We start from the raw sequence: 26,952 nt of genomic DNA on the forward strand, positions 1-26,952 counted from the left end.
TCCTAGTAGTATTTAATACCTTTGACGGCTTACAGACGCTTGGTAAGGTATGTTTGATCACATCAAATCTAGCCGCATCCCGTTAGTTTCACTGAACCCAAGACTAGAGTAAACTGGCTTACCTGATGGAGAGGCGTGTAGGATAACCCTTGTGCAGTTAAGCGATTTCAGATGGTCGATTGCACAAAGTGTGAGTTTTTTGGCAAGTCCCTGTCTGCGGTGAGGCGGTTCAACGTAAACTCCCCAGATGTATCCATAGTTGCGATATTCCGGTTTGAGGATATGCGGGTAAAGACCAGCAAACAGCTGACAACTGGCTGAAGCGATCGCTCTACCATCAACCTCCGCGACAAAAGCTTTGTAACATCGCTCTTTTCGAGCGCCTTCTATAAACTGGAGGGTAATGTCGAGCCAGTCTGACTCAATAGAGTCAGAAGGAACATCATTATCCAGCCACATTTGATAAAAATGTTCAGCAATTAGGGAATCTTCCTCTGGAAAAGCCTCTCTGATATAGATTTCTTGTCCCATCACCACGATACGGGTTCACGCTTGTTTCACTGTTAGAGTAATCTTGAAAGTGGTCTTCTACAAGAGCCACTTTTGCGATCTAATATCAGTCCACTTCGGTCTGATTCTCTCAAGCGGGTAAGTATGGATTTAGCGATCGCCCTCGACAGCAATGCAATACCCTTACATCGACAGCTATACGAAGAACTGCGTCAAGCTATTTTGAGCGGACGTTTAGCGCCTAAAGAGCGCATTCCTTCAACGCGATCGCTCTCCAAATCTTTAGGGATTTCTCGTACTACCGTTACCCAAAGTTATGAGCAACTGCTCAGCGAAGGCTATATCCAAACCATCGTAGGTTCTGGGACGTTTGTCTGCGATCAACTCCCCGACTTGATGCTGCGAAGTACGCCTGTTGAGTCTCAAGAGAAGATTGCTCGTCCACTTTGCAAGCTGTCCAAGTATGGGATAGGTTTATCCCATACGGATGTCTCTTTGAGGAGTGTACTCGACACCGCGATTAGCTTTCGCTACGGACGACCTGCTTTTGATAAATTTCCAATGCAACTGTGGCGCAAGCTGCTGTTGAGTCACTGTCGCAAAGGCTCCTCTTGGCTGGACTATACAACCGATCCGCAAGGACACAGACCTTTGCGAGAAGCGATCGCCCGTTACCTGTCTCGTTCTCGTGCGGTGCAGTGCGACCCCGACTCTGTAATCATGACCAATGGCACCCAGCAAGCGCTGTATATGGTGATGCGCTTGTTGATTGATCCGGGGGATGCGATCGCGATCGAAGACCCAGGCTACCTCAGCGCACGGCGAATCTTTCTCTCGCAGGGCGCTAAACTCTTGCCTATCGGTGTAGATGAGTCAGGCTTATTGGTCAAGGATTTAGCCGCTGCAACTGAACCGATTAAACTTGTCTACGTAACACCCTCTCACCAGTTTCCTACTGGGGCGATACTATCGCTTCCCCGGCGATTAGAGTTACTGTCTTGGGCGCACTCTACGGGGGCGATGATTATTGAAGATGATTATGACAGCGAATATCGCTATGGCGATCGCCCGATTCCCGCCTTGCAAGGGTTAGATGAAAGTGACTCGGTACTTTACATCGGGACTTTCTCGAAGGTGCTGTTTCCCTCGCTGCGGATTGGCTATTTAGTATTACCTCAGAATTTAGTATCAATCTTTACCCGCGCCAAGTGGTTGAGCGATCGCCAGTTACCGTTGTTAGAGCAGTATATCCTGACGGATTTTATTGAAGAAGGGCATTTAGAACGTCATCTCAGAAGAATGCGATCGCACTATGACCAATGTCGAAGCGTGTTAGTGCAGGCTTTAAAGGCTCACTTTGGGGAACAAGCGACTATTTTAGGCGAAAAGGCTGGAATTCATTTGATGGTGCGACTGTTCACCAGCTTTAGCGATGAGGAGATTATTCATCGTGCGGCGAAAGTGGGTGTGGGGATGATGTCCGCCCAACCTCATTATCTCAAAGCGCATCGCCCAGGCGAGTTTATCTTTGGTTACTCTGAACTCACTTTGCCACAAATTGAGGAGGGTATTAGCAGATTAGCTGAAGTTTTGAAATAGAGCTGAAGCTGGAAGTAAAATTTATTACCCTTGGGTTAAGTCACCAAAGCGATCGCGATATCTCGCCAGTAACTCAGCCATTTCAGATGCTTGCTGTTGTGCTAACTCCCGCTGATTTCGCTCAATTTCAGTTAATTCCTCAGCAGTCTGATACCTCACACCTTGGGCATCGTACCAGTACAATACCTCGCGCTGTATGCCTCCGACTTGAGCCACAAATCGCCCAAGTCCTAAACCAATTTCTGGCATCCAGAATGGTTCTCCGATTTGTAAATGATATACGCCATTTACTAAACGGTAAACTTCAAAAGGTTGTTCCTGGTCGCGCCGCCAGAAATTCGGATTATAAATTACATAATACAACACACCTAAATTGGCATAAATTGCCATTTTTGTGTCGTATTCTCCCCCATAGGTGTGAGAGACAATTTCTAAGACAAAAATAGGCGCAATACTATTTTCTTCCCAGAGAACATAACTAGAGCGCGAACCATTGTCTTTTCTCCGTTCAACTCCCAAACTTAGAAACCCATCTGGCACCACGGGTACTCTCGGATTCACACCTGTCGTGTGATAGACGCCCATATCTACACCAAAATACCAGTCAAGGCGATTACCCCAAATGAACTCTAGCAAGAATAATAGAAAATTCGGGATAAAATTCTGGTCTTCGTTATCCACTGGTGTATCATCCGAACAAGGAAGTTCAGCGCTTGTTGGTAATCTAGTTTCCGGGTTGTGCTGTACCATAAAGATTAGCTCCACAAGCTATTAATATAATTATCCAATAAATATAGCTAAACTCCATCAAATCCATTTAAAAAATAATCCCTTTTCTCTTCCTCTGCGTTCTCAGTGTCTCTGCGGTTCGTTTAAAAAAGATAGTGTTCATAAATAAAATGAGATTGCTATAACATGAGTTTAGATGTAATTGTTATCGGTAGCGGAATTGGCGGTTTAACAGCAGGGGCGTTACTTGCCCGTTACGGAAAACGGGTGCTAGTGTGCGAAAGTCACGCGATCGCTGGTGGTGCTGCACACAGTTTCTCGCGGCAGGGATTTCATTTTGACTCTGGCCCCTCATTTTATTGCGGACTCACCCCTGAAAGCGGTCTAAATCCATTACAGCAAGTGTTAGAAGTTCTGGGAGAATCGTTGCAAGCTGTTCGCTACGATCCTATGGGACATTATCATTTTCCTGAAGGCACTTTTCCCGTTTACAGTAATGCTGAACGCTATCGGCAAGCTGTTGCTGAAATTACGCCTCAAGGTGCCAGAGAATTAGAACAATTTGAAAAACGTCTACTACCTCTTTACGAATCGCTGCGGGGGATTCCTACTATTGCTTTGAGAGCAGACTGGCAGATAATACAAGTAATTTTGGGGCAATATTTACCATCTGTATTGAAACTGCTACCGCATCTAAGAATCGTCCAAGGTTCTGTTGGCGATGTGATGGATCGAGAGGTGCGAGATCCTTGGGTGCGGCGCTTAATTGACTTGGAGTGTTTTTTACTTTCTGGACTTAAGGCGCACGGTACAATTGCCCCAGAGGTGGCATTTATGTTGGGAGAACGTTCTCGCGCTGGTGTCGAGTATCCGATTGGGGGAAGTGGCGCAATTGTGGATGCTTTGGTGCGTGGTTTAAAGCGTTGGGGTAGCGAATTGAAATTGAATGCCCATGTTGAGCAAATATTAATTCAATCAGGCAAAGTAACAGGCATTAAGTTAAAGAATGGTGAAGTTATTAACGCGCCTGTAGTAATTTCTAACGCTACCCTTTGGGATACTTATACTAAGTTATTGCACCCCGAAGATTTGCCGCAATCTTATCGTCAGCATTCTCTAGAAACCCCGGCGGTTGATAGCTTTATGCACTTACATTTAGGCATCCGCGCTGAGGGTTTGGGAAATCTGACCGGACATCATGTGGTAGTTCACGATGCGAGTAAAGATATTACCGAACCGGGGAATACTTGCATGATTTCTATCCCTTCAGTGTGGGATGCTAATCTTGCACCAGTGGGACATCATGTGGTTCACGCCTACACGTTGGAACCTTACGAGGGATGGCGACGAGATGAAGGGTATGAGGAGAGGAAAAAAGAGCGATCGCAATCTCTATTGGGTGCGTTAGAGACAGTGATTCCGGATATACGCGATCGCATTGTCTTAGAACTTATCGGTACACCGTTAACTCACGCTTACTACTTACGCCGCTACCAGGGAACATATGGTCCTGCAATTGCAGCCGGTAAAGGGATATTTCCAGGAACACAAACGCCGATTTCGGGATTGTATCGCGTAGGAGATAGCACAATGCCAGGAATTGGCGTTCCGGCAGTTGCTGCTTCGGGAATTTTGTGTGCGAATACTTTAGTAACTCCCCAAGAAACGGCAAAATTATTGGAAATTTGAAGTTCAAATCAAACTTTCTTAATTATCGGCTTTGGTGCGGTGCTGGACTACGAGAATGTCACTTGTTTGGGAATCGTTATGAATGGTGTAGATTACCCTGTAATCGCCTAGCCGAATCCCGCAAAAATTATATTCTCCAACCAAGCACCTAGAGGAACTTAGACAAAAACTGAAGCAAAAATGGCTTCAAATCCTCACCTAGAAGAACTTTCAGCTCAAATGGGAATAATCTAGTATTGACAAAGGTTTCCGGCGTTTTTAGGTCATTAACCTCTTTTCCCTGTCCAGAGAGCTTTTCAGCCCTTTAAGGGCTAGAAAATGTCTAAGCCTCATTAGTTTGCTTCTTAGCTAGAAGAGCGATCGCGCTTAATTACACTAATGTCACCGCTACGCTCCAAGCGAGCCTCTTGCACCTTGCTGGGGTCGGTGACATTCGCTTTGCTACGTAGCGCTCCCAGCAAATCCCGTTCGCCGATATGACTTTTTCGCATCGCACTCCACTGAATCTCGCCGTCGCGAATGAGTACGCGCTCTTTCCCCTTGACGAGTGTGGCAAAGTTGTCGTTGCGAAATGCGATCGCGGCAAACAGCCAGTGCAGCCCCACTAACACAATGCTCGCTCCTAAGGTGGGGAAGAAAGCAGCCGAGCCGTTGATCGCACGGCTTAATACTGAACCAACGATAATGCTCAGAAGCACGTCAAACGCGCTACTCTTGCCAAGAAAGCGCTTCTCACCCACGCGAATCATTGCTAACCCTGCAATGTAGACAACAACAGCCCGCAAGGACATTTGCAATATTGTTAAACTGTCTGCGTCTAGCCCCAAGAGTCCGTTGATACCTTCCTCAATTTCCTGAACCATATGCCCTCCTCTCAATAGCTAGATTAAAAGTTAATGCTTCTCATATGAGCGTTGCAGCGAAATATAACATGAGCTTTTATGTAATGGGGAGGATATAACTTCAAATCAGTTGTGAGAATCTAAAAGAATTGCAGGGTGTTTGTGATTAAAATTATGAGAACTTTATTTCAGCCTGAAACATTGAAGAAGCTTCCTTCACGTTCTCAAGAAAAAAGTAAGAGTTGTGAAGATATTTTAATTGTTGGTCAGCCGCTGCAAATCCCCTTAAAAAATCTAGCTCCTTCAGAGAATGTCATTGTCAGCCTCAAATCACAGGGAGAAATCGAAATTTACTCTGAGGCTGATCAACTCATTGATACAAAAACGTTGATTCTTCTCAATCAAGTTCCAACAATTACCCTTTTAGCAAGAACCTTTAGCGATCGCCAAAATGACCGCTCTTTAGAGATCACGTTTCAAGATGAGGCGGGTCATCAGCTGAGCCAAGTTCAACTTAAGCTAACCTGTCTTCGGATTTGTTTAGATGTGGATGCAGATCGAGATGGGATTGTTGACGACAATAATCCTCAAAAGGGGGATTGGCAATGGGGGATTAATGGTCATGGTGCAATCCTAATGGTCAACACCGATCGCGACCATGTTCATTCTGATAATCAATACGATAGGAAGATTAAAGGACTACTGGATCTAAAAGATTCGAGCTTTATGATTGTTCGTAGAGCCGGATTAAGAAATCTACCCTCTGGATGCGAGATTCACTTATCAGTTAGCGAAGACACTGCCAAACGAATTTGCATTTATGACGAACTAGATAAAAGTGGCTATGAGTTAATTAGCCCGAAGAGAACAAAAGCACAAATTAGAGGTACAGATCAGGATATTCTCCTGGCTATAAGGGGATTAAGCTATCCCGACATTGATTTTGATGGACGGGTTGAGATTACTTTAAATCTTGTAAAAGATGGAGAAACCCTCTACAGCGATCGCGTCGTTTTTCGAGTCGCTCCCTGGATGATGACTCCGAATACCTTATCTCCAATCACTGTGTTTGTTTCTCGCTTATCGAAGGGAAAGAACGAAGCATTCATTGAGGATCTGAGGAAAGTTGTTGCTAAAGCCAACGCGCAACTCGATCCGGTTCCTTATGAGTATCATAAAGACGATCCTTGGATGCGAGATGAAATTGAAATTGGATATACTCAAGCGCCTGGAAAATTCATTCACGTCGTCCTGGATTCGCCTCGCGATCGCGGACTAGATCACCTGACCAACCGCCAACTCATAGGCAGTGACTTTGGGTATGTGATTCGCAAAAGCCGCCATTCAGTCACCAAATTAGACTCTTTTGGAAATTTAGAAGTTTCTCCGCCAGTAATCGTAAAAGGGGTAAATTATCCCTTCGGTCGTCTGCTATTTGGAGGAACGCGCCCAGAAATTATTCCAGAACCGCGCCGAAAGTTAAAAGTCTTGCGAGATTTTTTCTTTGCTCAAAAAATCCAAGCCCCTTTTGAAATCTTTTCGGATTGGCTGAGTGTCGGGCATATTGACGAATTTATGAACTTCGTCTCTGCTCCTAATCCTAAAGGATTCAAACTAATTCTCGCCAGCCCTGATAAGTGTTACGACCTTCTTAAAGCGTTACGAAGCGAAGGACATTCTCAGGCGTTGTTGCGGCAGGGCAAACAAATTGACGATAAACCTGCTGATATTAGCGTGGCAGACGTGCTTGAAAATGAAACCTTAGCTCGCCAAAACCAACGCTTTCAGGAACACATTAGTTGGAATCGAGAGGTTTTGAAACAGGAATTAGATTTAGGTGAAGAAGATATTGTCGATTTGCCTGCTTTGTTTGAAGTGGATGACGATGGACGAGCAAAAAGTTTTTTTCCAAACATGGTCAATATGCTCGTTCTCAAGCAGCATCTTGCGATTCCCAAACCCTTTGGCCCCCAGGTTGATGCCCAATGCCAATTTGAAGCTTATGTCAAAGGGGTTTTAGAACCTTTGGGTTTAGTCTGTCACTTTATCGATGATTGGGACACTTATTTTCGAGATGGTGGGGAAATTCATTGTGGCACTAACACGAGCCGACAACCTTTTACTCAAAAATGGTGGGAAATCGAACCCATGTTCCTCGAATAATAGCTTTTGCAGATGAGTCATTGCGATTATTGATCCAGAGCACTCAACGCCAGCCGCCTAACAACTTGCTTGAAGCAGAATGAAGGTATATTGTAATTGGTTGCTTCCTTCAATTTAGTGCATCTTCATAGGAAACTGGTATTAAGAGTATGAAAAAAAAGCAGCAAGAATTATGGTGCTGATTCGATTTTGGAAACAAACCACAAAGGGGGAAGGAAAAAGGGAAAAAATGGTTTTGTTTGGGGTGCGATCGCACCCCAGTTTATTACCTTTCATCCTCTGTTGATTCAGCTAGAATTTCTTGCAATACGGGCGATAGTTGATTATTCAAACGTCCTGCACGGATAAGTTCGGCGTAGGTGTCGGCTTCAATATCCAAGAGTTTTTCTCGCAGTTGTTGCATATTAAGCGATCGCAACTCAGGATATTGATTTTGCAGCTTCTCAATTTCCTCCTCAATGCTTTTGAGTTGTCCTTGTACCAGATTTAACTCGTAACGATAAAACTCCGGATCGATTTCTGATTCTTTGCCAGCTTCCAATAAATAATTCAACACTCGATTTAAGGCGATGCGACGGGCAATCGCCTCTGAATATTGCTGGCGTATCGGCTGATCTCCAACCAAACCTAATCTTTCCAAAAACCACTGAGTTGTCAAACCTTGAACTAACAAAGTAAACAACACAACGCCAAACACCATATCAATAATTTCGTCTCTTCCTGGCAAGATAATGGGTACGCTTATCGCCAAGGCAATTGAAACTGAACCTCTTAAGCCACCCCACCAAAGTATTGTTTGATCTCGCCAACCTATTTGAGATTTAACTAACCAATTGCTCAAGGCACTGAGTCCATAAATAGCAATTGCTCGTGTTAGTAATACCGCTCCAATTGTCACCGCAATTAGACCAAAATTTTCCACTAGACGCGAGTAGCGGATTTGATCGCCAATCAAAAGAAAAACGATAGAATTTACAAAAAATGCTAGAAATTCCCAAAATTCAGATACCAGTAACCGGGTGCGCGGGTTCATACCAATGCGGGAGCCAAAGTTACCCAAAATTACGCCAACTGTGACAACCCCAATCACCCCAGAACCACCCAACTCTTCTGTTATCAAATAAGTGCCGTAAGCGGAAACAAGTGTTAGTGACTGTTCCACTAATGGCAAGTCAAAACGTTGCGTAAGGTAGGAAATTCCAAAACCAACTAAGCTGCCAATTCCAATCCCAACACCAACAAATATCAAAAAACGAGCAATGGTAGTATCTAGTGCAAATTCACTGGTTCCTAGCGGGATTCCTACTAGCAGCATAAACGCCACCACCGCCACGCCATCATTAAATAAACTCTCTCCCTCCATCAACATTGTTAAGCGTTTGCCAGCACCCAGTTCGCGAAACAAAGCTACTACGGAAACAGGATCGGTAGCAGATAAACAAGCACCGACAAGTAGGGCAGTTGTAAGAGGAACTCCAGTCAGCCAAGTGAGGGGAAATGCAATACCAACAACGGAGATGATGACACCGACAATGGCAAACAAACTGACGGGAAATAAATCATCTTTTAAGTCTCGCCAACGGATATTCCAGGCAGCTTCAAATAGTAGGGGAGGCAAAAAAATCTCTAGAATTAATTCTGGCGACAGATTCACCAACCGCACATCTACAAATGCTAAAAATAACCCGACAATTACCAGCAGCAATGTGTAGGGGATTTGGCGTAACCAACTGAAAATTCGCGAGAGTGTCGCCACACTCAAGGAAATAGACAACACTAGCAGAAATTGCTCCAAACTTTGCTTAATGGAAGCTTCGTCTAGGGTGGTTTCTATCGCCATAGGAAACTCCATATCGTAATTAGTCGTTAAAACACTGTAGCTTTTAATTTGCTCTTTAATCTAGAGGTTGTATAGGATAGTGTCTTGAATTGCCAACATCGTATCATTCAATATGTTTGGTGGTCATAAACATAATTTATTGCATCTATCTTAAGAAATATAAAACGTTATGTCAGACATTAAACAGTTAATTGCAGATATCCAGCAGGAAGCGCAACGGGAAACATTTCCCATTGATGAACCAGTTTATCAGGCAGCGAGTTTGGAGCCTACGCAGCCAATTCTCTATGCAGGCAATCTGGAGAGCAAGCTGTGCTTTTTTGCCCGCGATTTGGGAAAAGATGAAGTACGGGCACGTCAACCGCTTTGCGGCGCTGCTGGTGGCTTTGTGCGTCGGGGTTTGTACCGAGCGATCGCAGCCACCGAACCCAATAAGGATACCGATTTACAAGTTGTCCTCGATCGCGTTTTACTTACGAATACAGTACCTTACAAACCACCGGGTAACAAAGCATACACTGAGGCGGTGAAAAAACGATTTCGCCCCTTTTTAGAGCGATTATTGGTGTTGCATTGGCAAGGAGATAAGATTATTACGCTGGGGAATGAAGCGTTTAATTGGTTTGCCCTTTATGCTGCTAAGGGTGAGTTGAAGCAGTTTTTTACAAGAAGCGATCGCTATTCTGCTAGCATTCAAGTTACGCTTCAGGCGAAGGACACAGAAGGCAACCTACATCAACGTCCAGTGACGCTACTGCCACTCCCTCATCCTTCCCCACTCAATCAAAAATACTACGCCCAATTTCCCCAACTGCTTCAGCAGCGCCTCGCGGAAATATTGCCGTAACACACTAACCCTCAGGCATCGGATGGTTGAGAAAAGCGCTCTCTGACTTTATTTAAAGGGGGTATATATTCAGTTAATCATGATAGACGTAGCGTTTTTTCCCTATTACCTTGCCTTCTTCATCAAAAGACATTTCAAACGAAATCCAAGCAAAATCACCCCAAGGCGCTGCACCATCTACGCCATAGCTCCAATTATTACGCTCAATGCTATGTTCGGGAGCAGGTAATATTTTCAAAATTTCATCTTTCTTTATTCCTAATTGGATACTGGAGAATTTTTCTTCTGAAAATCCCGAGGGTAATTTTGTATCAATTAAAGGATAAGGCTGAAAATAACTTTCGGTATGGCAAACAAACCAGGCTAAAGTAACAATTCCGATTCCTGCAAAAAAGAAATAGCCGATTCTAGAAGGTGATTTCATGGATTTCCTCAATTCATAAAGGGAATATTGACGATATTGGAATTGATGACTACCCTGAATACCCTGTAAAATCTAATTTCACAGAACCAAATTTAATTAGTCTCCCCTATATTTTGGATTTATTTCAGTCTCCTAAACTTAGGAGATTTGGGTCAAGATAACTAGCGATCGCGCTTGGAGGACATTTAACAAGTGATTTCTCAAACGTTATGGGTTAGCGTTCACCCTAAATTCCCGGAACTATGGGAGATTTTGAAGATTTTCTCTTACAGCTACCAACTTAATCAGAAGTTTAATCGTTTAACTAAAATTTCGCCAGATAAGTATTTTAAGGCTTGTTGGAAAAAGTCAAACTAAATGTTGAGCGAATTCGAGAATCAGAACTTATAAGTATTGAGTTATTGTTTAAATTCAACGCTCAACACTTATAAATTCAAAACAGTTCCTTTCGCCTCAAATTGGTTTCAGTCGCGTTACCTTGAGCTTAAAAGAACCGCCGCTCGTTTCCCCAAAAGCCCGAACTCGAATAATATAATCACCCGGCTCGGTAATGCGGGAAAATAAAAGCGAGTTAGTGCTGCCGTCGGGACCGTCATCATTTTCCGCCACAGTAGCGCCATCCGACGACATCAGCGTCACAATTGTGTCAAAACTATCAGAGATCAAGTCAACCGCTACTTGATCTCCAGCATCCAGAGTTACCAAGTAATCACGAGCAAAACCTCCCTCACCAGTTGGAATATCTTTTTCAGTTAGCGTGTCGGAAACTTCATTGTTTGCCGGTACAGGAATGGGGCTATATACCTTATTTTGCGCTCTGGCTGATATAGTGGTCAGAAAAAGAGCCAGCAGCGTAGCAGGAACAATCAGGGTACGGTGCCATCTAAAGGCAAAAGCGTCAGTCATAAAAATTCCCGCTGAACACCCTTCCCTTTTAAGGGTTGGGGGAAAGCGGGGCGGGGTGTACCGCTTTCCAAACAAAGAATGTTTCTACTGTTTATTTTTTACTTTCTTTGACACCTGGAAGCGATTCGATAGAAGCGATCGCCTTGCTTCACGCAATTTGTGGGTAGTCCAGCACTTGGGAAGAAACCGGAAAACCTTATCAGCTATTGCTCTATTCAGTGTTACCGCCCGACTTGAGCTTTTTCCAGATGGGCAACAAAGCTGGATCTGGCTAGTTCACTAGCTTATCTCCTAAAGGCGATGGGTTGGCGATCGAACTCCTGTTCATTGATTGAGTGGTGGGAAAATCCATTCTTTTTATATCCTTCCTACTTTGTTTTGACGGACAGGACAATACAGCGATTTATCGCAGATTAGGACTTCTCCCTTTACACCGTCCAAACACTATAAACAAAAGCCTGTCGCCATTTCAACACTACCTGTGGTGGAAAAGTTGCCCCAGAAGTTAGCGTTGAAACATCTAAAGACTTGAGGAAGAGCTTGTTTCCTTTCAGGATCGTCCCTATGAAATCAATTGTCAAAAGAATTAACTTGTTGTTAGCACGACAAAAGGAAAAAGTCAAAAGGAAAAGGTCAAAATCTATCGCCTTTTTGCTTTTTGCCCTTCCACATCTGGCATTGGGAATATCCGTTTGCTTTCTGAGCGTGCAGGCACAATCGATCGTCCCGGCGACTGACGGCACCGGCACCATTGTCAAGCCCAATGGAACCCAATACGACATCCAAGGCGGCACTACATCCGCTGATAATACCAATTTGTTCCACAGCTTCACCCAATTTGGTCTTAGCCAAGGTGAGATTGCCAACTTCATTTCTAGCCCCTCCATTCAAAATATTCTGGGGCGCGTTACGGGGGGCGATCCTTCAGTTATTAACGGGCTTCTCCAAGTCTCTGGCGGCAATTCCAACCTCTTCCTGATGAACCCCGCGGGGATCGTTTTTGGCGCAGGAGCCAGTTTGAACGTACCTCGAAGCTTTACCGCTACCACAGCGACTGGAATTCAATTTGACGCTGAATGGTTTAATGCCATCGGCTCTAATAGCTATGCGGCTCTCGTGGGGACGCCCAATACCTTTGCCTTCGCCACCCCCCAAACGCCCGGAGCGATTGTCAACGAGGCACAGCTAGCCGTTAAAGATGGGCAGGATCTCAATCTACTCGGAGGTACGGTTGTCTCCCTCGGTAATCTCTCGGCACCAGGGGGGAGTATCACGGTTGCATCTGTACCCGGTGAGAAGATGGTTCGCCTTTCTCAAGCGGGAAGCCCACTGAGTTTAGAGATTCAACCTCTCTCGCCTTTTCTCCCCCTCTCCATCGCTTCTCCTCTGTCTTTGCCGCAGTTACTTACAGGTGGAGGTGCTAACAATGCGACAAAAGTAATGGTTAGCGACACTGGGGAGGTGAAACTAGCTGGCTCTAACATCCGGGTAGATGCTGGTGATGTCGTGGTGCAGGGAGCCACCGCTCAAACTTCTTTGCCCTCAACCGGGAGTTTTGTGGATTTAGCTTCTGCTAACAACATTACAGTCCTTGGAAAAATTGATACCTCCGCCACTTCTTTGGGGGCGCATGGGGGTTCTGTAACCATGTCCGCTTTTAAGGATATTAATATCCTGAGTTCGCCCTTAGACGGGATTTTGACAAATTCCAATTCAGGCAATGGGGGCAATATTTTCCTCACGAGTAAAGCAGGTTCTATTAACGTTCAAACTTTTCTAAATTCTTCATCCAATCTGGGGAATGGAGGTGCAATTACTCTTTCGGCACTTGACAAAATCAACAATGTTGTTGCACCCAACAATAGTCCAACGGGGACAATTAATATTGCCGGTTCTATCAATTCCTCATCCAACGCTGGAAATGGCGGCGCGATCGCGCTTTTGGCTCTAAACCAAATCAACGCTGGAGTCATCAACTCTAGTTCAGCAATCGGGAATGGGGGATCTGTCACCCTCGATCCACTTGGAGATATTCAAGTTACCTCCATCAATGCTCAAGGGGGAACGAATGGCGTGGGGGGAAACGTTAACATTGCAACGGGTCAATTTTTCCAAGCCACCGGCACTTTTCTAGACCAAGATGGGATATCTGCCAGTATCTCTACGTCCGGAGGAATTGGAGGAGGCGCGATCGCTATCCAGCACGGGGGCGGCGACAGTTTAGTTCCCTTTTTAGTCGGAAATCCGACAACGAACGGGACAGCCGGAGCGCTGAACAATGGGCAATTCACGATTTCGACCTTCCAAGCTTTTCCTGGGCCAGACACCCAGGGAAATCTTCAATTAATTACTGCCGATCCCGATCAAACAATCGATCCCACAATCTTAATTGACGAGCCGGACGAGGAGCCACCCAAAGAACTCCCGCCGGATATCCCAGCAATTGAAATTGACGCGGTCGTGACTGAACGCGAAGAAATTTTTACCCGTCAATTTGCCGAATATTTCGGTCTGAATAATCTTCCCGCTCGTGCTAATTCTCTACTCGATGCTCGTCAGACTCTCGCCAGAATTGAAAGAGAAACGGGAGTCCGATCGGCGCTGATGTATGTTGCGTTTGTTCCCAAAACCATTGCCCCAGAGGGACCGGAAAATAGGAGAGTACAGGGGAATGAAAAATCCCTCATTTCACTCAGCACTCAGCAGAGGCAGGAAACCCCAGCCTCTACAGCCGTTAGCCCTCAGAGCGACGAGCTGGAAGTAGTGCTGGTAACGGCAGAGGGTTCACCCCTCCGCAAGCGGTTATCGGGAGCTGTGCTAGGAACGCAAGGCGTATACGCTTCGCGATCGCAAGTTCTCAAAGTCGCCGATCAATTTCGCCAGGAAGTCATTCGGATCAGACGCACTCCCACCTACCTGACCTCAGCCAAGCAACTGTATCAGTGGCTAATCGCTCCGCTAGAAGGCGATTTACAAGCTAGAGGCATCCAAAATCTTGTATTCGTTCCCGATAGTGGGTTGCGTTCTGTGCCATTTGCGGCTTTATATGATGGTCAACAATTTCTAGTGGAGAAATACAGCGTCAGCTTGATCCCCAGCCTTAGCTTAACGGACACCCTCCAGCGCAACTTAAAAAGCTCTCAAGTTTTGGCAATGGGGGTATCGAAATTTCCCGACCAAGCGCCGCTTCCCGCTGTGCCAACCGAGTTATCGATCATCACGCCTGAGTTATGGCCTGGGAAATCCTTCCTCAACAACGCCTTCACTCTTAAAAATCTCAAGACTCAGCGCCGTCTACAACCGTTTAGAATTGTTCACCTGGCAACCCATGCAGAATTTGAACCAGGAGATCCGACGAACTCATACATTCAGCTATGGGACAGTAAGCTGTCTTTGAACCAGCTCTCCCAGCTTGACTGGAATGACCCGCCGGTGGATTTGTTAGTTCTGAGTGCTTGTCGTACTGCACTCGGTGATGAGCAGGCGGAGTTGGGTTTTGCTGGTCTGGCGGTGCAGACAGGGGCTAAGTCAGCGCTAGCAAGCCTTTGGTACGTCAGCGACCAAGGCACCTTGGGACTGATGACGGAATTTTACCAAGAATTGAAAAAAGCCCCCGTGAGAGTGGAAGCACTGCGGCAAGCACAGGTAGCGATGCTTAAGGGGCAAGTGCGAATACAGGGAGGTAAACTGCAAACTCCCAACGGGGTTATGACCCTGACGCCCGAACTTGCGAAGCTGGAAAATCAAAATTTATCTCATCCTTATTATTGGGCAGCTTTTACGATGATTGGAAACCCGTGGTAATCGATGAAAAATGCAGAATTAAAAATTAAAAATGAGGAGTTCTTCAGTTTTTAATTTTTAATTCTCTCTAAAATTGATAGTTAACGCTGAAATAAAAGCCCCGATCCTGGGCATTTTCGCCACGGTCTTCAATATCCACTAGCGGAATGCCATAGTCTAGTCGGATATTTAGCTTGGGCAGTGGTTGCCAGATTAGCCCTAAGCCAGCACCTGCTAAAAATTTCTCATCCTGTAATGTGGCGTTGTTGGGGTTATCAGACACATTCCACACCCAACCCAGATCCACAAAAGGAGCAAACTGCAAGGTGGCGGCACCAGCTTCATCTCGCTGAACGGTAATGCGATCTTCAATCGAAAGTCGCACTCCATTGTCACCGGCACGCACATTTTGCCGGTAGCCGCGCAACGATTGACCGCCGCCAATTACAAACTGTTGGGAGGGTAATAAGCCACTGGTTGATAGCTGAACATCTCCCTGCACAATTAGGAAATTATTGTTATTCAGGACTTGGACTCGCTGCACTTGACCCAGCCAGCTCAAGAAACGACCATCGGGTAGGGGGTCGGGATTAATGGTGGCATCCAACAAGCCAGTGCCGAGACTAAAGAGCGATCGCAATGCCCAAGCACCCTTGACATCTCGACGCAGATAGTCTTGTCCAAATTTAATCACGCTGGTGCGGCTCCGACCTTCTTCGTCGGGACCAAAACCAAAGGGGGTCGGCCCTGCAAAGGTAAAAGTCTGACCATTCTGGTGAGTAAACCCTAAAGAAAGGGCAAATTCTTCACGCGGCGAGCGGATTAAAGGCTGGCGATAACTGATTTCATAAAGCTGCGACTCTCCCCGAATGTCGAAAACGTCAAAAGGGGCTTGGGTAACTTCATTTCGATTGGGAGCATATCTCAGTTGCAAGGTGCCGTTCATCGCGTTGAGTGGCACTCGATAGTTTAAGTCAAGAACATCAGCGCCACCTGTAGTTGTATGGTAATAAGAGGCAGCAATTTCATCTCCAATGCCGGTGACGTTGCGATAACCCAGATTGACACCCAGTCGTTCTGAACCAACGCTCGGAGGCGAGTAGTTATCGACGCCGAAGCTGCCATAAAAGGACTTGGCTTCGGTAACGCGAACGACGAGAATACTTTGACCGACCCCGCTCCCAGAGCGGAGGCTGGCTTCTACATTTTTAAATAGAGGATCGACACGCAATAGTCTTAATTGATCTTCTAGCTTGCCGGTATTGAGCGGTTTGCCAGCCCCCAAACGCACGCGCGATCGCACGTAATTTGGATTCAACCGGCGCGTTCCTTCTACCCTAATCTCTTCTAGGCTGCCTTCAATGATGCGAATCTGGACGACACCATCCGTAATCGCTTGGTCTACAAGGATGGCTCTTGAGGTGATGTAGCCTTGGTTAAGGTACAACTGGGTAATCGCATCGGCAACGTTTCTGAGTTCTTCTAGGGTGACAGTACGCCCCTCTACAGTTTGAGTAATCGAGTTCAACTGTTCTGCGCCAAAGATAGTGCTGCCAGTGACTTGAATCTTTTTCACCTCAAGCGTGTCTGAGGACGGTGCAGCATCAGGCTGTGGCGTTGGGGGCGTCAGTACGGGCGACGGTGACTCTTCCGGCAGAGGTTCCGGGAGGGGTGCAGGCTGCGGAAAGCGATCGCGGTTAGGATCGGATTGGGGTTGCAGGGGTTGATTTAGCTGTGGTTGGTTCTGCGGTGAAGCCGGTATAGTTTGCGCTTGCAGCAGTCTATCGTCAGACCTCTCTGGCTCAGGATGAACAACTCCCACGCGCTTTTGCTGTATGCCCCTTGATGGGGCAATTGAACGCCTAGCAGGTTCTTGTTTTTCCCTTGCGTCGCTGGAAAACGCTTTCATCGTTTCCATTTCGCGATGAAAATTCAATCCATTCAGATCGGGCGTTGCCGGTAGTGTTTTGGCATTAGCACCGCTGGCAGAGACACAAGCGATCGCACCCTCAATTAACACTCCACACCAAAACCATTGAAACCTTGAACGCATGACAGCTGTGTTCTCCACGGGTTGAATTGTCTAAAAACTTCAATTAATACAATTTTTTTGCATCCAATCCGTATTTTCTTTACTTAATTCAACTTTTTCCCTTTCGCTCTCCAATCCGCTCTCCAAATGTAGCGATCGCTCTTACTAGAGAGAATGTTACTTTTGCCAACCAATAACCGGCATAAGTTTAGACTTTTTCTCAATCTTGCATCCATCTGAAGACATAAAATTATCTCATAATTATGCCATCAGATGTCAATGGTGTCTGCTCTTTGCTAGCTAGATTGGGCTGCTGGGAGGCGAGCAATTTGCTTAGAACAATATTCGCTTTGCGACCGTACTCACACACCTAATCAGTAATTTCTGCACTGAATGGGGTACACTCTCATGTCAGCTTGGACTCCTGATCCCCAAGACAACTGTATCGATATCACCGACGGCACCATTATCTAGCGACAGGGTATATTTTTCCACAGCCTCATCCAGTTTGGGCTAACCCAGGACGAAATTGGTATTTTTCTCTCCCACCCTGCTATCCAGAATATCCTGCTGAGAGTACGGGATGATGATGGCAAGAGGTAACAATGTGATGTGTACCTCTATACCGATTTAAATTTTAGATGGCAGATTTTGGATAGCACAAGTCCTGTCAGCAGACACTTCCAGCCCTTTATTTCGGGCGATCTTTAAGTGCAATGGATAAGGCGGGACCCTTGTTGCGTTTGGATATCCAGCCTTCAGCTTTATCCTATCCTCTGACTATTCATTTCACATTTAGGCCTCATGCACTGAAAGCTTGAAACCGAGATCCCCCTCAATACGGTATCGCCCTTGTCTCTACACAGCGATAATTCGGGCGTCTTTTGACTAACCGAACCGGATTGAGATCCCCCTAACCTAGGATAAATTGAGGGAACTGGAAAACTCCCCGATTTATCGAGGGATGTGGAGATATCTCTGCGGAAGTCCTCATATTTACCAAGAAACTGGGTGTCTAGGCGTACCGCTACATCCCTAATCCCTCTTTTGTTACTTTAGGAAAAGAGGGATTAGGGGCATAGGCTTTTCTCCTGCCTGTGCCCGTGCTAAATATCCAATGGTTAGAAATTCAGCAGAGTTTCATCCTTGGAGTGAGAACCGTTCGTTCAAGACTACTGATTTTCTCTAAAGCCCTGAAAGGGTGCCCTTTGGCTAGCAGATGTCGTCGTACTGGGAAGCAAAGGCTCTTTGGCAATGTTTTGGAGTCCAACCGCCTTCAAGAGTTGTTCCCACTCAGCAGAGTAGGCGGAATTGTCTGGATTGGAGCGGCGCAGCTCTGCCAGAGTAGTCAAGGCGTCAAACCACATCCCCGCCTCTGCATAAACGTCTGGACGCTTATTCGGTGTAGACACCCGCAACTGATTATTGAGCTGTGCGGTTTGTGGAACCCGCTGAATCGAACCTTGTACAAAAACATCAAGCGATCGCTGTTCGGAATCGCAAACCATCGACAAGAACCACTGATAATTCTTACCCACTTCCAAGGGTGGTAATCCAGCATAAGTCGGAAGGTTGATGCTGACAATACCCCCCTTCCCTGTGGTCATGAAGGTTGTTGTATAAACCTCTTGCTCGTTTCCATCCTTCAGTACAAACTCTAGTTGCAGTGGCGACGCTTGGGCAGGCACTGGCGGTACGTAGAATGAAAAGCTTGGATATGCTGCGACGGTAAGCCCAATATTATTGGCAGGGACCAGTGCGGTGAGCGGTTTGCCTGCCACTGGGCAGCTTCCAGGACTACGAGTTCCGCCCCCTTCCCTGCGCCCTGGTGCTCCAACGGTTTTAGGTGGATTATATCCAGCAACTATCCACCGATCGGGCATTCCTTGGGCAAGTAGTGTTGGCGGCGTCCCTATCAGAGTTGAGAAACCCGTGAGCAGTGCCACTTCCATAGAGATGGCTAAAGCTCGTTTTAACATAGGGGACTTCATCCAGTCCATAGCAGAACTGCTCCAGAGAATTTTGAGTTTTGAATGGATAGGTGCGGTTTAACCAACAAGATTCGACTGTCCCGCCCTAGATTGCCTGACTACCTACCCGTACATCGTTTTCTTGACTATCTGAACTCAGCTTTCTGCCTTCATCAAGTCACATCTTGGAGTCGAAAACTCTGGACAGGTAGGTCAAATCTTCCTATTTTTAGCAGATGTAACAACCGAAACACAGGGTACCGAAACACAAGGTACCGAAACACAGGGTACCGAAACACAGGGTGTGTTAGTTTGAGCGAGTCGTACTTCGACTCGCTGCACTCTGAACTAGAGGCTCGTTCGCAACTTTGTCCAGTTGAACCGACACTAGCAGCTTTTTCCAGTCAGATGCCAGGGTAGAATCGTTAGGACTCAAGCGGCGTAGCTCCAGCAGGGTAGCAAGTGTCTCATGCCAAAGACGAGCTTGTGCATAGAGACCAACGCGCTCTCGTAGAGTGGCTCGCTGGATTTGTCTGGTCAAGGCTGGATCTGGTGCGACGCGCCTGATCGCACCCCCTACGACAACATTTTTCTCTCGGTCGTTAGCATTACAAATCACCGAGACTTCCCAATAATATTCCTGATTCTGAGCCAGGGGTGGTAAATTGGCGGAGGTAGGAAGGTTGAGGCTGTAAATGCCCGGTCTTCCCGCGATCGCAAAATTCGCTTTGTAGACTTCTCGCTCGTTGGCATCCATCAGCACAAACTCCGCTGACCGAGCTGATGTTGCAGGCATATACCATGAGAAGGTTGGATACTCTGCAACCGTTAACCCAACACCCTTGGGTGTTAAGGCAGTGAGACCAAGACCCTTGGGTGCCAAGGTCGTTAAACCCGGAGGGCAACCGCCGCGGGTTGCACCTTGTTCTCGGTGGTCGGGGTTGCCTCTCTCTGGCGGCTTATATCCCCAACTATCCGGTAGGATGCTGAGGGGGGAAGGCTGTGCCTGTGCCTGGGAAGGCACATTCAAAACCAGTCCGAGCGTTAAGGAAACAGCCAGTGTTGTAATCTGTGTGTAGCGTTTCATCCAAATCATGCTAGAACTGTTTTCTGTTGAAATTCCCCAGAGCTTAAACGGTGGGATTTTTACTTCAAGGAGTCTACTAAAAAAATTGAAATTAGTTTGAACTTCTTTATCGGGGATTTCTCCCTTAAAGAGCGTATTGCGATCGGCTCCTAATTTTTGCGGCACTGTAGTTTCTTGAGTCTCTTGTGTAGACTTCATGAATCTAGTCTCTTTTAATTTCCAAACCTTTTCAAGCGGTGTGCCTGAAGATATTGCCCATCCAGACAGTTGTGGATGGCTCTGCACTCTCTCACTTTTGAAGGTTCTGTTTAACAACCAATCGCTAGATTGATATCGCTTTGGAGCAGCAAGCTTGTCCGATCGCGTGTCCATAATTATATATCAAACTCATGTACGGAAAATTTGTTTTTCTTTTCGGACATTGAGTCATGAAGTCTGCCATTCTGCAAGAATCCCCAGTGGGGGCATCTCAAGGCAACGGGTCGGCTCAGTCCTTAGTTGGTCATTCTTTAAGATGCCCTGATGCTTGTCAGAGTTCCCGACAGGCACAGTAAAGATAAGATCCTACTCCGGTTCGTATCAAGCAGTTGTCTTGGTTGCATTTTTGGTAACTTAGGCTAGGGCTAGGGTCAAACCAATTTGAGAATGGCGATCGCTATTCTAGATTGACTAAATCCTATAATCCCAAATCCTAATTTTTAAATCACTCTGCCTTCCTGGGTATCCACTTCTACATAACCTTCACTGAGATTTGAGATGATTCCTGATTCAGCGGCTCTACCACTCAAAGAAAATCCTTGGCATCGGACAATTAGACCGATTGCAGCTGCTGCCTTGCACGGCATTGCTTCTCAGAAAGATACACTCATCGCCATTGATGCCACTAATGGGTATCTGTTGCAAATTGATCCCAAGAGCGACAACACTACGATACTCAATGCCAATCATCTGCCAGATTTTCTCGGCGTGACTGGCTTGGCTCTTTGGGAAGATACTCTCTGGTGTACCCAGGAAAATGGTGTTTTCTTTTGTCCAAATGCTATTAATGGCATCTCCACCACTGATTTGACCCCCCAGTCCTTTATAAAATTGCCCTACCCAGCCAATGGGGTTGCTGTTTGGGAATCAACTGTTTACGTGACTTCTCAGAAAGCGGGATATATTCTAGTTTTTAGTCGGGAGACGGGTCAAGAGATTACCCGGTTTTATTCACCTGGGGTAGGGGTAGAAAATATTACAGTCAGGGGTGAGGAACTCTGGGTTTCCGATAGCATTGAGCAAACCGTTTACTGCCTTGACCGAGCTACGGGTGAGATTAAATTCAGCGTGCTGACGCCCTTTGAGTGCCCGACAGGGTTAACTTTTTACACAGAGCCTCAAACTGGGCAGGATATTCTCTACGTGGCTTATGCGGGTGAGGAGCCTTACCTGCGCGATAACCCGAACGCCGATCCGAATTACGAATTACAGTACCGCGATCGCACGTTTATTCACCCGTTGTATTTTTACTACAACGAGGCTGAAGGCTATGCCCTCTCGAATGGCTACCTGATGGAAATTTCCTACGTCGAGGAACTTTCCCCCCTCGATGAGGTGGATTTAGAAAATGTGGAGTGGCGAATTGCCCTACCTTCAGAAACTCATCGGCAGAAGATTAGAAAAATTGAACCAGTCGGATTGCCTTTCACCGAAGAAATTCAAGACGGACAGCGGGTGGCTGTATTTAAATTTAACAGTCTCAAAACTAGCGATCGCTATATATTTGGCTGGAAAGCACTGATAGAAGTCTGGAGTATCAAATATCGCCTGACACCCAAAGATGCCGAACAACTTCCCGACCTTTCGCCTGAGTTACGCAGCAAATATCTGACGGATGATGATGATTTGGCAATGGACACCGATATCATCCTCAATGCTGCCAAGGAAGCGATTGGCAGCGAAACCAATATGCTGCGGAAAATTTTCAAAATTCGTAATTATGTCTATGACCGTCTTTCCTACGGGATCAAGCCTTATATTGACCCGCCAGATATCGCCTTAGAAAGGGGTGTTGGTTCCTGCGGCGAGTACCTAGGGGTTTTACTTGCCTTGGCGCGGCTGAATGGCATTGCCTGCCGCACCGTAGGTCGCTACAAGTGCCCTCCTCATCCTGAATTGATGAATTTACCCTTGCAACCCGACTTTAATCACGTCTGGATGGAGTTCTACTTGCCTGGATTTGGCTGGTTGCCGATGGAATCAAATCCGGATGATGTGGTCGAAAGAGGCCCCTATCCATCGCGGTTTTTCATGGGTTTAGCTTGGTATCACGCTGAGATGGGCAAAGGTATCACGTTTGAAAGCCTGATGAGTCACGGGGAAAGAGTCAATAAGCAGGACATTTCCATTGGAGAATTATCTCTAAATCATGTGAGATTTACGATTTTGGAGGAACTAGCACCGTCCTCATAAGCATGAATAAAGTCAAAAGGGTGGGTACGGCCCACCCTTTTTCACTCACTACCCATCTTACCAAGGCAGTTTGAAAATCTTCATCAGCGCCACTGGGAACCGATTGATTGGCAAGCAATTAATTCTAGTCAACTTATCGGTGTCGCTTCCAAATTATTTGTTGCCACAGTTGTCAATGCGGTGGAGATTGAAACGCCGATTCGCGCTTATGCTAAGGAAAGCTGGGATTATTTGCAGGCAGCACACTTTCCAATGGCACGATTTGTGGGCGGTACCTTTGCAGCGGATAACTCAGTGCTAGAAGTAGGAATATGGGAGAAAGAAGAACGGCAACAGCGTCCCACTTTTAGCAAAATTTATCAACAATTAATGGGTAAAAAACTGCAATCCCATCCAAACTCAGTAAAAGGCTATGAATCGAGTGGAAATCTGCGAGAAGATGTTTATCAACACGCGATCGCCCAAATCACAACCGAGTGGCGAGCAACGTCCGTATATCTCTGGTTAATGGCTCATTCGATAGGGGCATTGCAACAAGCGATCGCTCAACCCATGCAAGACGAAATTAACCATCTAGCAAAATTTTGGGGGATTAGTCGTTGGGCTTTTGGAGATTCCTATCTAACCCGTTTGCAGGGAAATACTAAAAATTTAATGGGTCTTCTCAAACATCACCAGAGCGAACGTCCAAAAGGCAACGATGTCTTGCAAATCGGCTATGCTTTGTACGCGCTAGAATTAGTTTTCACATTTGCCCGACTCATGGTGCAGCTACGTCACTAGAACCAAACTCTGACGCCCGATTATCTCGAAGAGTTGTTTGGGCTGCCACAACAATTAGCTGCTAGCTGATAGCTGTTAGCTGATAGTCTGGACTGAGTAGGGTGGGCGCTGCCCACCCTACTCATTTGATTATTTGAATAGCTGAAGATGAATGTAATTCCAGCGATTGATTTGCTAGAAGGTCGGTGCGTGCGGTTATATCAGGGAGACTATGCGCGATCGCAAGTTTTTGATGACAACCCCGCAAATATTGCTAAACAGTGGGTAGAACAGGGGGCAACCCGACTCCATATCGTAGACCTAGACGGTGCGAAGACAGGTCAACTGGTCAACCGACAGGCAATTGAAGCGATTTTACAAGCAGTACCCGGAGAAATACAAGTCGGGGGCGGCTTGCGCGACAAAAACTCAGTCTCTCAGCTGCTAAACATGGGTGTGAAGCAGGTAATCTTGGGAACCGTAGCCGTAGAACAACCCCAACTGGTAGAAGAACTTTGCCAAGAATTTCCAGGGCAAATTATCGTAGGAATTGACGCCCGGAATGGACGAGTTGCCACGAGAGGCTGGTTAGAAACGTCTGAAGTGGCGGCTATCGATTTGGCTAAGCAAATGCAGCAATTAGGGGCTGCTGCCATTATCTACACCGATATTCATCGAGATGGCACGCTTTCTGGCCCTAATTTAGAGGCATTAAGAGAACTTGCCAATGCTATTTCTATCCCCATTGTTGCCTCTGGCGGTGTTAGCTCGATTACTGACTTGTTAAGTTTATTAGGACTCGCACCTTTGGGAGTCAGTGGTGTGATTGTAGGTCGCGCCCTCTACACAGGTGATGTTTCGCTCAAAGCCGCCTTGCAAGCAATCGGGCCAGGACGCATCCAAGATGTCCCGCCAGATTTGGGCTTTTCTACTTTTGCTTGACACTTGCTCGAAAGACGCGCAACTGCGCGTCTTTCTCTATCTGGATACTGCGAGTGAATTCAATTTTTGACCTCTCCCCAAACCCCTCCCCGACGTTAGCATCAGCGGCACAGAGTGCGGGGCTAGGGGGTTAGTCCGGTTGGGGAAGACGAACGGGCAGATCAATGCAGAATTCCGTTCCTTCTCCTGGTGCCGACTGGCACTTCAGGACCCCGCCGTGTTTTTCAACAACAACCTGGTAGCTGATTGACAACCCTAATCCGGTACCTTGACCGACTGGTTTGGTGGTAAAGAAAGGGTCAAATATATGTTGCTGCACTTCGGGTGGTATCCCCGGACCATTATCAGTAATCCGGATGACCACTTTATTGTCATTTGCCAGTTCCGTGCGAATCCGAATGGTAGGAACGTCAGTTGCTTTCCGACTGACTACTGACCATTGACCATTGATGATTGACTCTTCTAGGGCATCAATCGAATTACTCAGGATATTCATAAATACCTGATTGATTTGCCCAGCATAGCAATCAACACGGGGCAGATTGTCATACTCTTTAACTATCTGGATCTCAGTGCGTCCTGCTTTTGGTTTCAGGCGATGTTGCAACAAAAGTAAAGTGTTATCAATACCATTGTGAAGATCGAAAGGCTCTCTTGCCGCCTTATCTAGACGAGAGAAGTTCCTCAAGCTCAGCACGATTTGCCGAATCCGTTCAGCACCCACTTGCATGGAATTCATCAGTTTTGGAAGGTCGTCACTGAGGAAATCTATATCCAGTCCTTCCGCTGCTTCTTGAATAGCGGGTGTTGGTTCTGGATATTCCTGTTGGTAGAGGTGAACGAGGTGTAGCAGGTCTTGAGTATACTCAGTGGCGTAGGGAAGATTCCCGTAGATAAAGGAAACGGGGTTGTTAATTTCGTGGGCAACACCTGCGACTAACTGCCCCAAACTGGACATTTTTTCGGTTTGTACCAGTTGACTTTGAGTTTGTTGCAGTTCGTGTAAAGCTTGTTCCAATTGAGCCGCTTTTTCTCTCAGCTGGGCTTCCGATTGAATTAAAGCTGCCTCAGCGAGTTTGCGATCGCTAATGTCACGAGAGTTCACCACAATGCGAACCCCTGGTGCATCCATCACCAGATTGCTGTGGGTTGCTTCGATATAACGCCACGAACCATCTTTGTGCTGAAATCGAAACTCAATGGATATAGCAGTTGTTAAATTTTCGAGGACACCTTGAAAATCGCTTTTGACTAAAGAAACGTCCTCTGGGTGAACAAGATCAAAGGTATTTTTGCCGATTAATTCTTTTGGTTTGTATCCTAAAATGCCTTCAATGGCAGGACTGGCGTATTTGATGGTGCCATCGGCTTCCAAAATGGTGATCAAATTAGAGCTGTTTTGCAGTAGCGATCGCCATTTCCCCTCATTTTGCGCCCACACCACTGCTTCCCGCTTGCGTTCTTCTTCTACACCAATTGCGGCAGCCATAATCCCCATCAGCTTCTTGTCAGATTCTGTGGGAACAAACTGGTTCTGATAAACCACGCAAAGTGAGCCGATATATTCACCCGCGCATCTCACAGCTTGCCCTATGTAGCTTTGTAATTGGTAAGGAATTACCCAAGGATCGGTTTGTGCGTAGGAGGTGTTTGGCAAATCCTGAACAACATAGGTCTGGTCACTTCCCTGCTGAATTACGTCATAACAGAGATGCCCATCCGGATCGCCTACATTTGAAAATTCCGACGGGGTTTGCCATTGACCCCAAGACCACAGTAACCCTTGATGCAGCCGATTGTAGACTGCCCAAGCGCCACCGAGTAATTCCCCTGCGGATGCCGTGATGCGGTTAATATTCTCATCCGGGTCGGAACCAAGACCCGAAAAACATTCATTGATTTTTGAGAGTTGTTCGCTTGCTTTTTGGTTGGTGATTTCACTCAGCGTGCAGACGACTTGCTCGACGCAACCATCGGGATCTAACTGCGGTTCGGTATTCACAGATAGCCAGACGCGATCGCGCTTTGTCGGTCTATAAACCCCTAGCACCAGCTTTCGCAGCGATTGTCGGGTCGAAAGCAGCAACAACGCTTGCTTTGCCCGGACTGGTGCCGTATGGAGTTTCATCTGAAATGGTGTTCCATTCTCTTGGATGACGTGCCAAGCGGGATCGAGCGGCGTTTGATCTAGCATCTGGTCTGCCGTTAAATCCAGCAAGTCCAGTGCCGCCTGATTTGTAAAGCGGATTTCCCCTTGCGCTCCCATCACCAACACACCAACTGGCAGTTCGCTCAGAAGTACCTGAGGAAAAGTATCCATCCTGGGCGCTGATTGGGCAGCGCCTTGCTGATTCGCTTGTAAACTTCGCATAGCTT

At 46.5% G+C, this 26,952-nt stretch carries 19 protein-coding genes; 9 read left to right on the plus strand and 10 right to left on the minus strand.

Annotated features, from left to right (window positions below; translation table 11 throughout):
• Positions 1-57: 57 nt before the first annotated feature.
• Complete coding sequence (locus H6H02_RS01975) at positions 58-531, minus strand: GNAT family N-acetyltransferase (protein WP_190814075.1); 474 nt, start codon at positions 529-531, stop codon at positions 58-60.
• A gap of 123 nt (positions 532-654) precedes the next feature.
• On the opposite strand from H6H02_RS01975, the gene H6H02_RS01980 reads away from it, so the two are divergent.
• A complete protein-coding gene (locus H6H02_RS01980) occupies positions 655-2,109 on the plus strand; it encodes an aminotransferase class I/II-fold pyridoxal phosphate-dependent enzyme (protein WP_190814248.1) in 1,455 nt (484 codons plus the stop codon).
• A gap of 24 nt (positions 2,110-2,133) precedes the next feature.
• On the opposite strand, the gene H6H02_RS01985 is transcribed toward H6H02_RS01980, so the two are convergent.
• Positions 2,134-2,859, minus strand: coding sequence for a Uma2 family endonuclease (locus tag H6H02_RS01985; RefSeq protein ID WP_190814077.1), 726 nt, complete (start codon positions 2,857-2,859; stop codon positions 2,134-2,136).
• Between the two features lie 165 nt (positions 2,860-3,024).
• Between H6H02_RS01985 and H6H02_RS01990 the strand changes: the two genes are divergently transcribed.
• The gene (locus H6H02_RS01990) at positions 3,025-4,527 is read left to right on the plus strand and encodes an NAD(P)/FAD-dependent oxidoreductase (protein ID WP_190814079.1); all 1,503 of its coding nucleotides are present in this window, start codon (positions 3,025-3,027) and stop codon (positions 4,525-4,527) included.
• Positions 4,528-4,871: 344 nt separating this feature from the next.
• On the opposite strand, the gene H6H02_RS02000 is transcribed toward H6H02_RS01990, so the two are convergent.
• A complete protein-coding gene (locus tag H6H02_RS02000; RefSeq protein ID WP_190814083.1) occupies positions 4,872-5,390 on the minus strand; it encodes a YetF domain-containing protein in 519 nt (172 codons plus the stop codon).
• Positions 5,391-5,543: 153 nt separating this feature from the next.
• On the opposite strand from H6H02_RS02000, the gene H6H02_RS02005 reads away from it, so the two are divergent.
• Entirely contained in the window at positions 5,544-7,532 is a 1,989-nt protein-coding gene (locus H6H02_RS02005; protein WP_190814085.1) for a protein-arginine deiminase family protein, read from the plus strand.
• Between the two features lie 265 nt (positions 7,533-7,797).
• Here H6H02_RS02005 and H6H02_RS02010 read toward each other — a convergent pair whose 3' ends face one another.
• Entirely contained in the window at positions 7,798-9,372 is a 1,575-nt protein-coding gene (locus H6H02_RS02010) for a Na+/H+ antiporter (protein WP_190814086.1), read from the minus strand.
• 169 nt (positions 9,373-9,541) lie between these two features.
• On the opposite strand from H6H02_RS02010, the gene H6H02_RS02015 reads away from it, so the two are divergent.
• Complete coding sequence (locus H6H02_RS02015; protein ID WP_190814088.1) at positions 9,542-10,219, plus strand: uracil-DNA glycosylase family protein; 678 nt, start codon at positions 9,542-9,544, stop codon at positions 10,217-10,219.
• A 73-nt stretch (positions 10,220-10,292) separates the two neighbouring features.
• Here H6H02_RS02015 and H6H02_RS02020 read toward each other — a convergent pair whose 3' ends face one another.
• Positions 10,293-10,643, minus strand: coding sequence for a hypothetical protein (locus tag H6H02_RS02020; RefSeq protein ID WP_199328921.1), 351 nt, complete (start codon positions 10,641-10,643; stop codon positions 10,293-10,295).
• A 453-nt stretch (positions 10,644-11,096) separates the two neighbouring features.
• A complete protein-coding gene (locus H6H02_RS02025) occupies positions 11,097-11,549 on the minus strand; it encodes a PPC domain-containing protein (protein WP_190814090.1) in 453 nt (150 codons plus the stop codon).
• Between the two features lie 564 nt (positions 11,550-12,113).
• On the opposite strand from H6H02_RS02025, the gene H6H02_RS02030 reads away from it, so the two are divergent.
• Positions 12,114-15,353 carry a CHAT domain-containing protein gene (locus tag H6H02_RS02030; protein WP_190814092.1) on the plus strand — a complete coding sequence of 1,080 codons (3,240 nt, stop codon included), beginning with the start codon at positions 12,114-12,116 and terminating at the stop codon, positions 15,351-15,353.
• 67 nt (positions 15,354-15,420) lie between these two features.
• Here the strand turns inward: H6H02_RS02030 and H6H02_RS02035 are convergent, their stop codons facing one another.
• From H6H02_RS02035 to H6H02_RS02045, 3 genes are all read right to left on the minus strand, one after another.
• Entirely contained in the window at positions 15,421-17,385 is a 1,965-nt protein-coding gene (locus tag H6H02_RS02035) for a ShlB/FhaC/HecB family hemolysin secretion/activation protein (RefSeq protein ID WP_242040502.1), read from the minus strand.
• 1,151 nt (positions 17,386-18,536) lie between these two features.
• The gene (locus H6H02_RS02040; protein ID WP_242040503.1) at positions 18,537-19,343 is read right to left on the minus strand and encodes a DUF928 domain-containing protein; all 807 of its coding nucleotides are present in this window, start codon (positions 19,341-19,343) and stop codon (positions 18,537-18,539) included.
• A 298-nt stretch (positions 19,344-19,641) separates the two neighbouring features.
• The gene (locus H6H02_RS02045) at positions 19,642-20,619 is read right to left on the minus strand and encodes a DUF928 domain-containing protein (protein ID WP_190814096.1); all 978 of its coding nucleotides are present in this window, start codon (positions 20,617-20,619) and stop codon (positions 19,642-19,644) included.
• Between the two features lie 230 nt (positions 20,620-20,849).
• Here H6H02_RS02045 and H6H02_RS27480 point away from each other — a divergent pair, with 230 nt between their 5' ends.
• From H6H02_RS27480 to hisA, 4 genes are all read left to right on the plus strand, one after another.
• On the plus strand, positions 20,850-20,975 hold the full coding sequence (locus H6H02_RS27480) for a hypothetical protein (RefSeq protein WP_277922497.1): 126 nt from the start codon (positions 20,850-20,852) through the stop codon (positions 20,973-20,975).
• A gap of 202 nt (positions 20,976-21,177) precedes the next feature.
• Positions 21,178-22,872: a transglutaminase domain-containing protein gene (locus H6H02_RS02050; RefSeq protein WP_190814098.1), complete on the plus strand. Its 1,695-nt coding sequence runs from the start codon at positions 21,178-21,180 to the stop codon at positions 22,870-22,872.
• Between the two features lie 180 nt (positions 22,873-23,052).
• Positions 23,053-23,655, plus strand: a complete 603-nt coding sequence (locus tag H6H02_RS02055) for a hypothetical protein (RefSeq protein ID WP_190814100.1) — start codon at positions 23,053-23,055, stop codon at positions 23,653-23,655.
• A gap of 147 nt (positions 23,656-23,802) precedes the next feature.
• The gene (gene hisA / locus H6H02_RS02060; RefSeq protein WP_190814102.1) at positions 23,803-24,576 is read left to right on the plus strand and encodes a 1-(5-phosphoribosyl)-5-[(5-phosphoribosylamino)methylideneamino]imidazole-4-carboxamide isomerase; all 774 of its coding nucleotides are present in this window, start codon (positions 23,803-23,805) and stop codon (positions 24,574-24,576) included.
• 130 nt (positions 24,577-24,706) lie between these two features.
• Here hisA and H6H02_RS02065 read toward each other — a convergent pair whose 3' ends face one another.
• Positions 24,707-26,947, minus strand: coding sequence for a PAS domain S-box protein (locus H6H02_RS02065; protein WP_190814103.1), 2,241 nt, complete (start codon positions 26,945-26,947; stop codon positions 24,707-24,709).
• Positions 26,948-26,952 lie beyond the last annotated feature (5 nt).

The sequence above is a fragment of the Coleofasciculus sp. FACHB-1120 genome (assembly GCF_014698845.1).
Taxonomy (GTDB): Bacteria; Cyanobacteriota; Cyanobacteriia; order Cyanobacteriales; family FACHB-T130; genus FACHB-T130.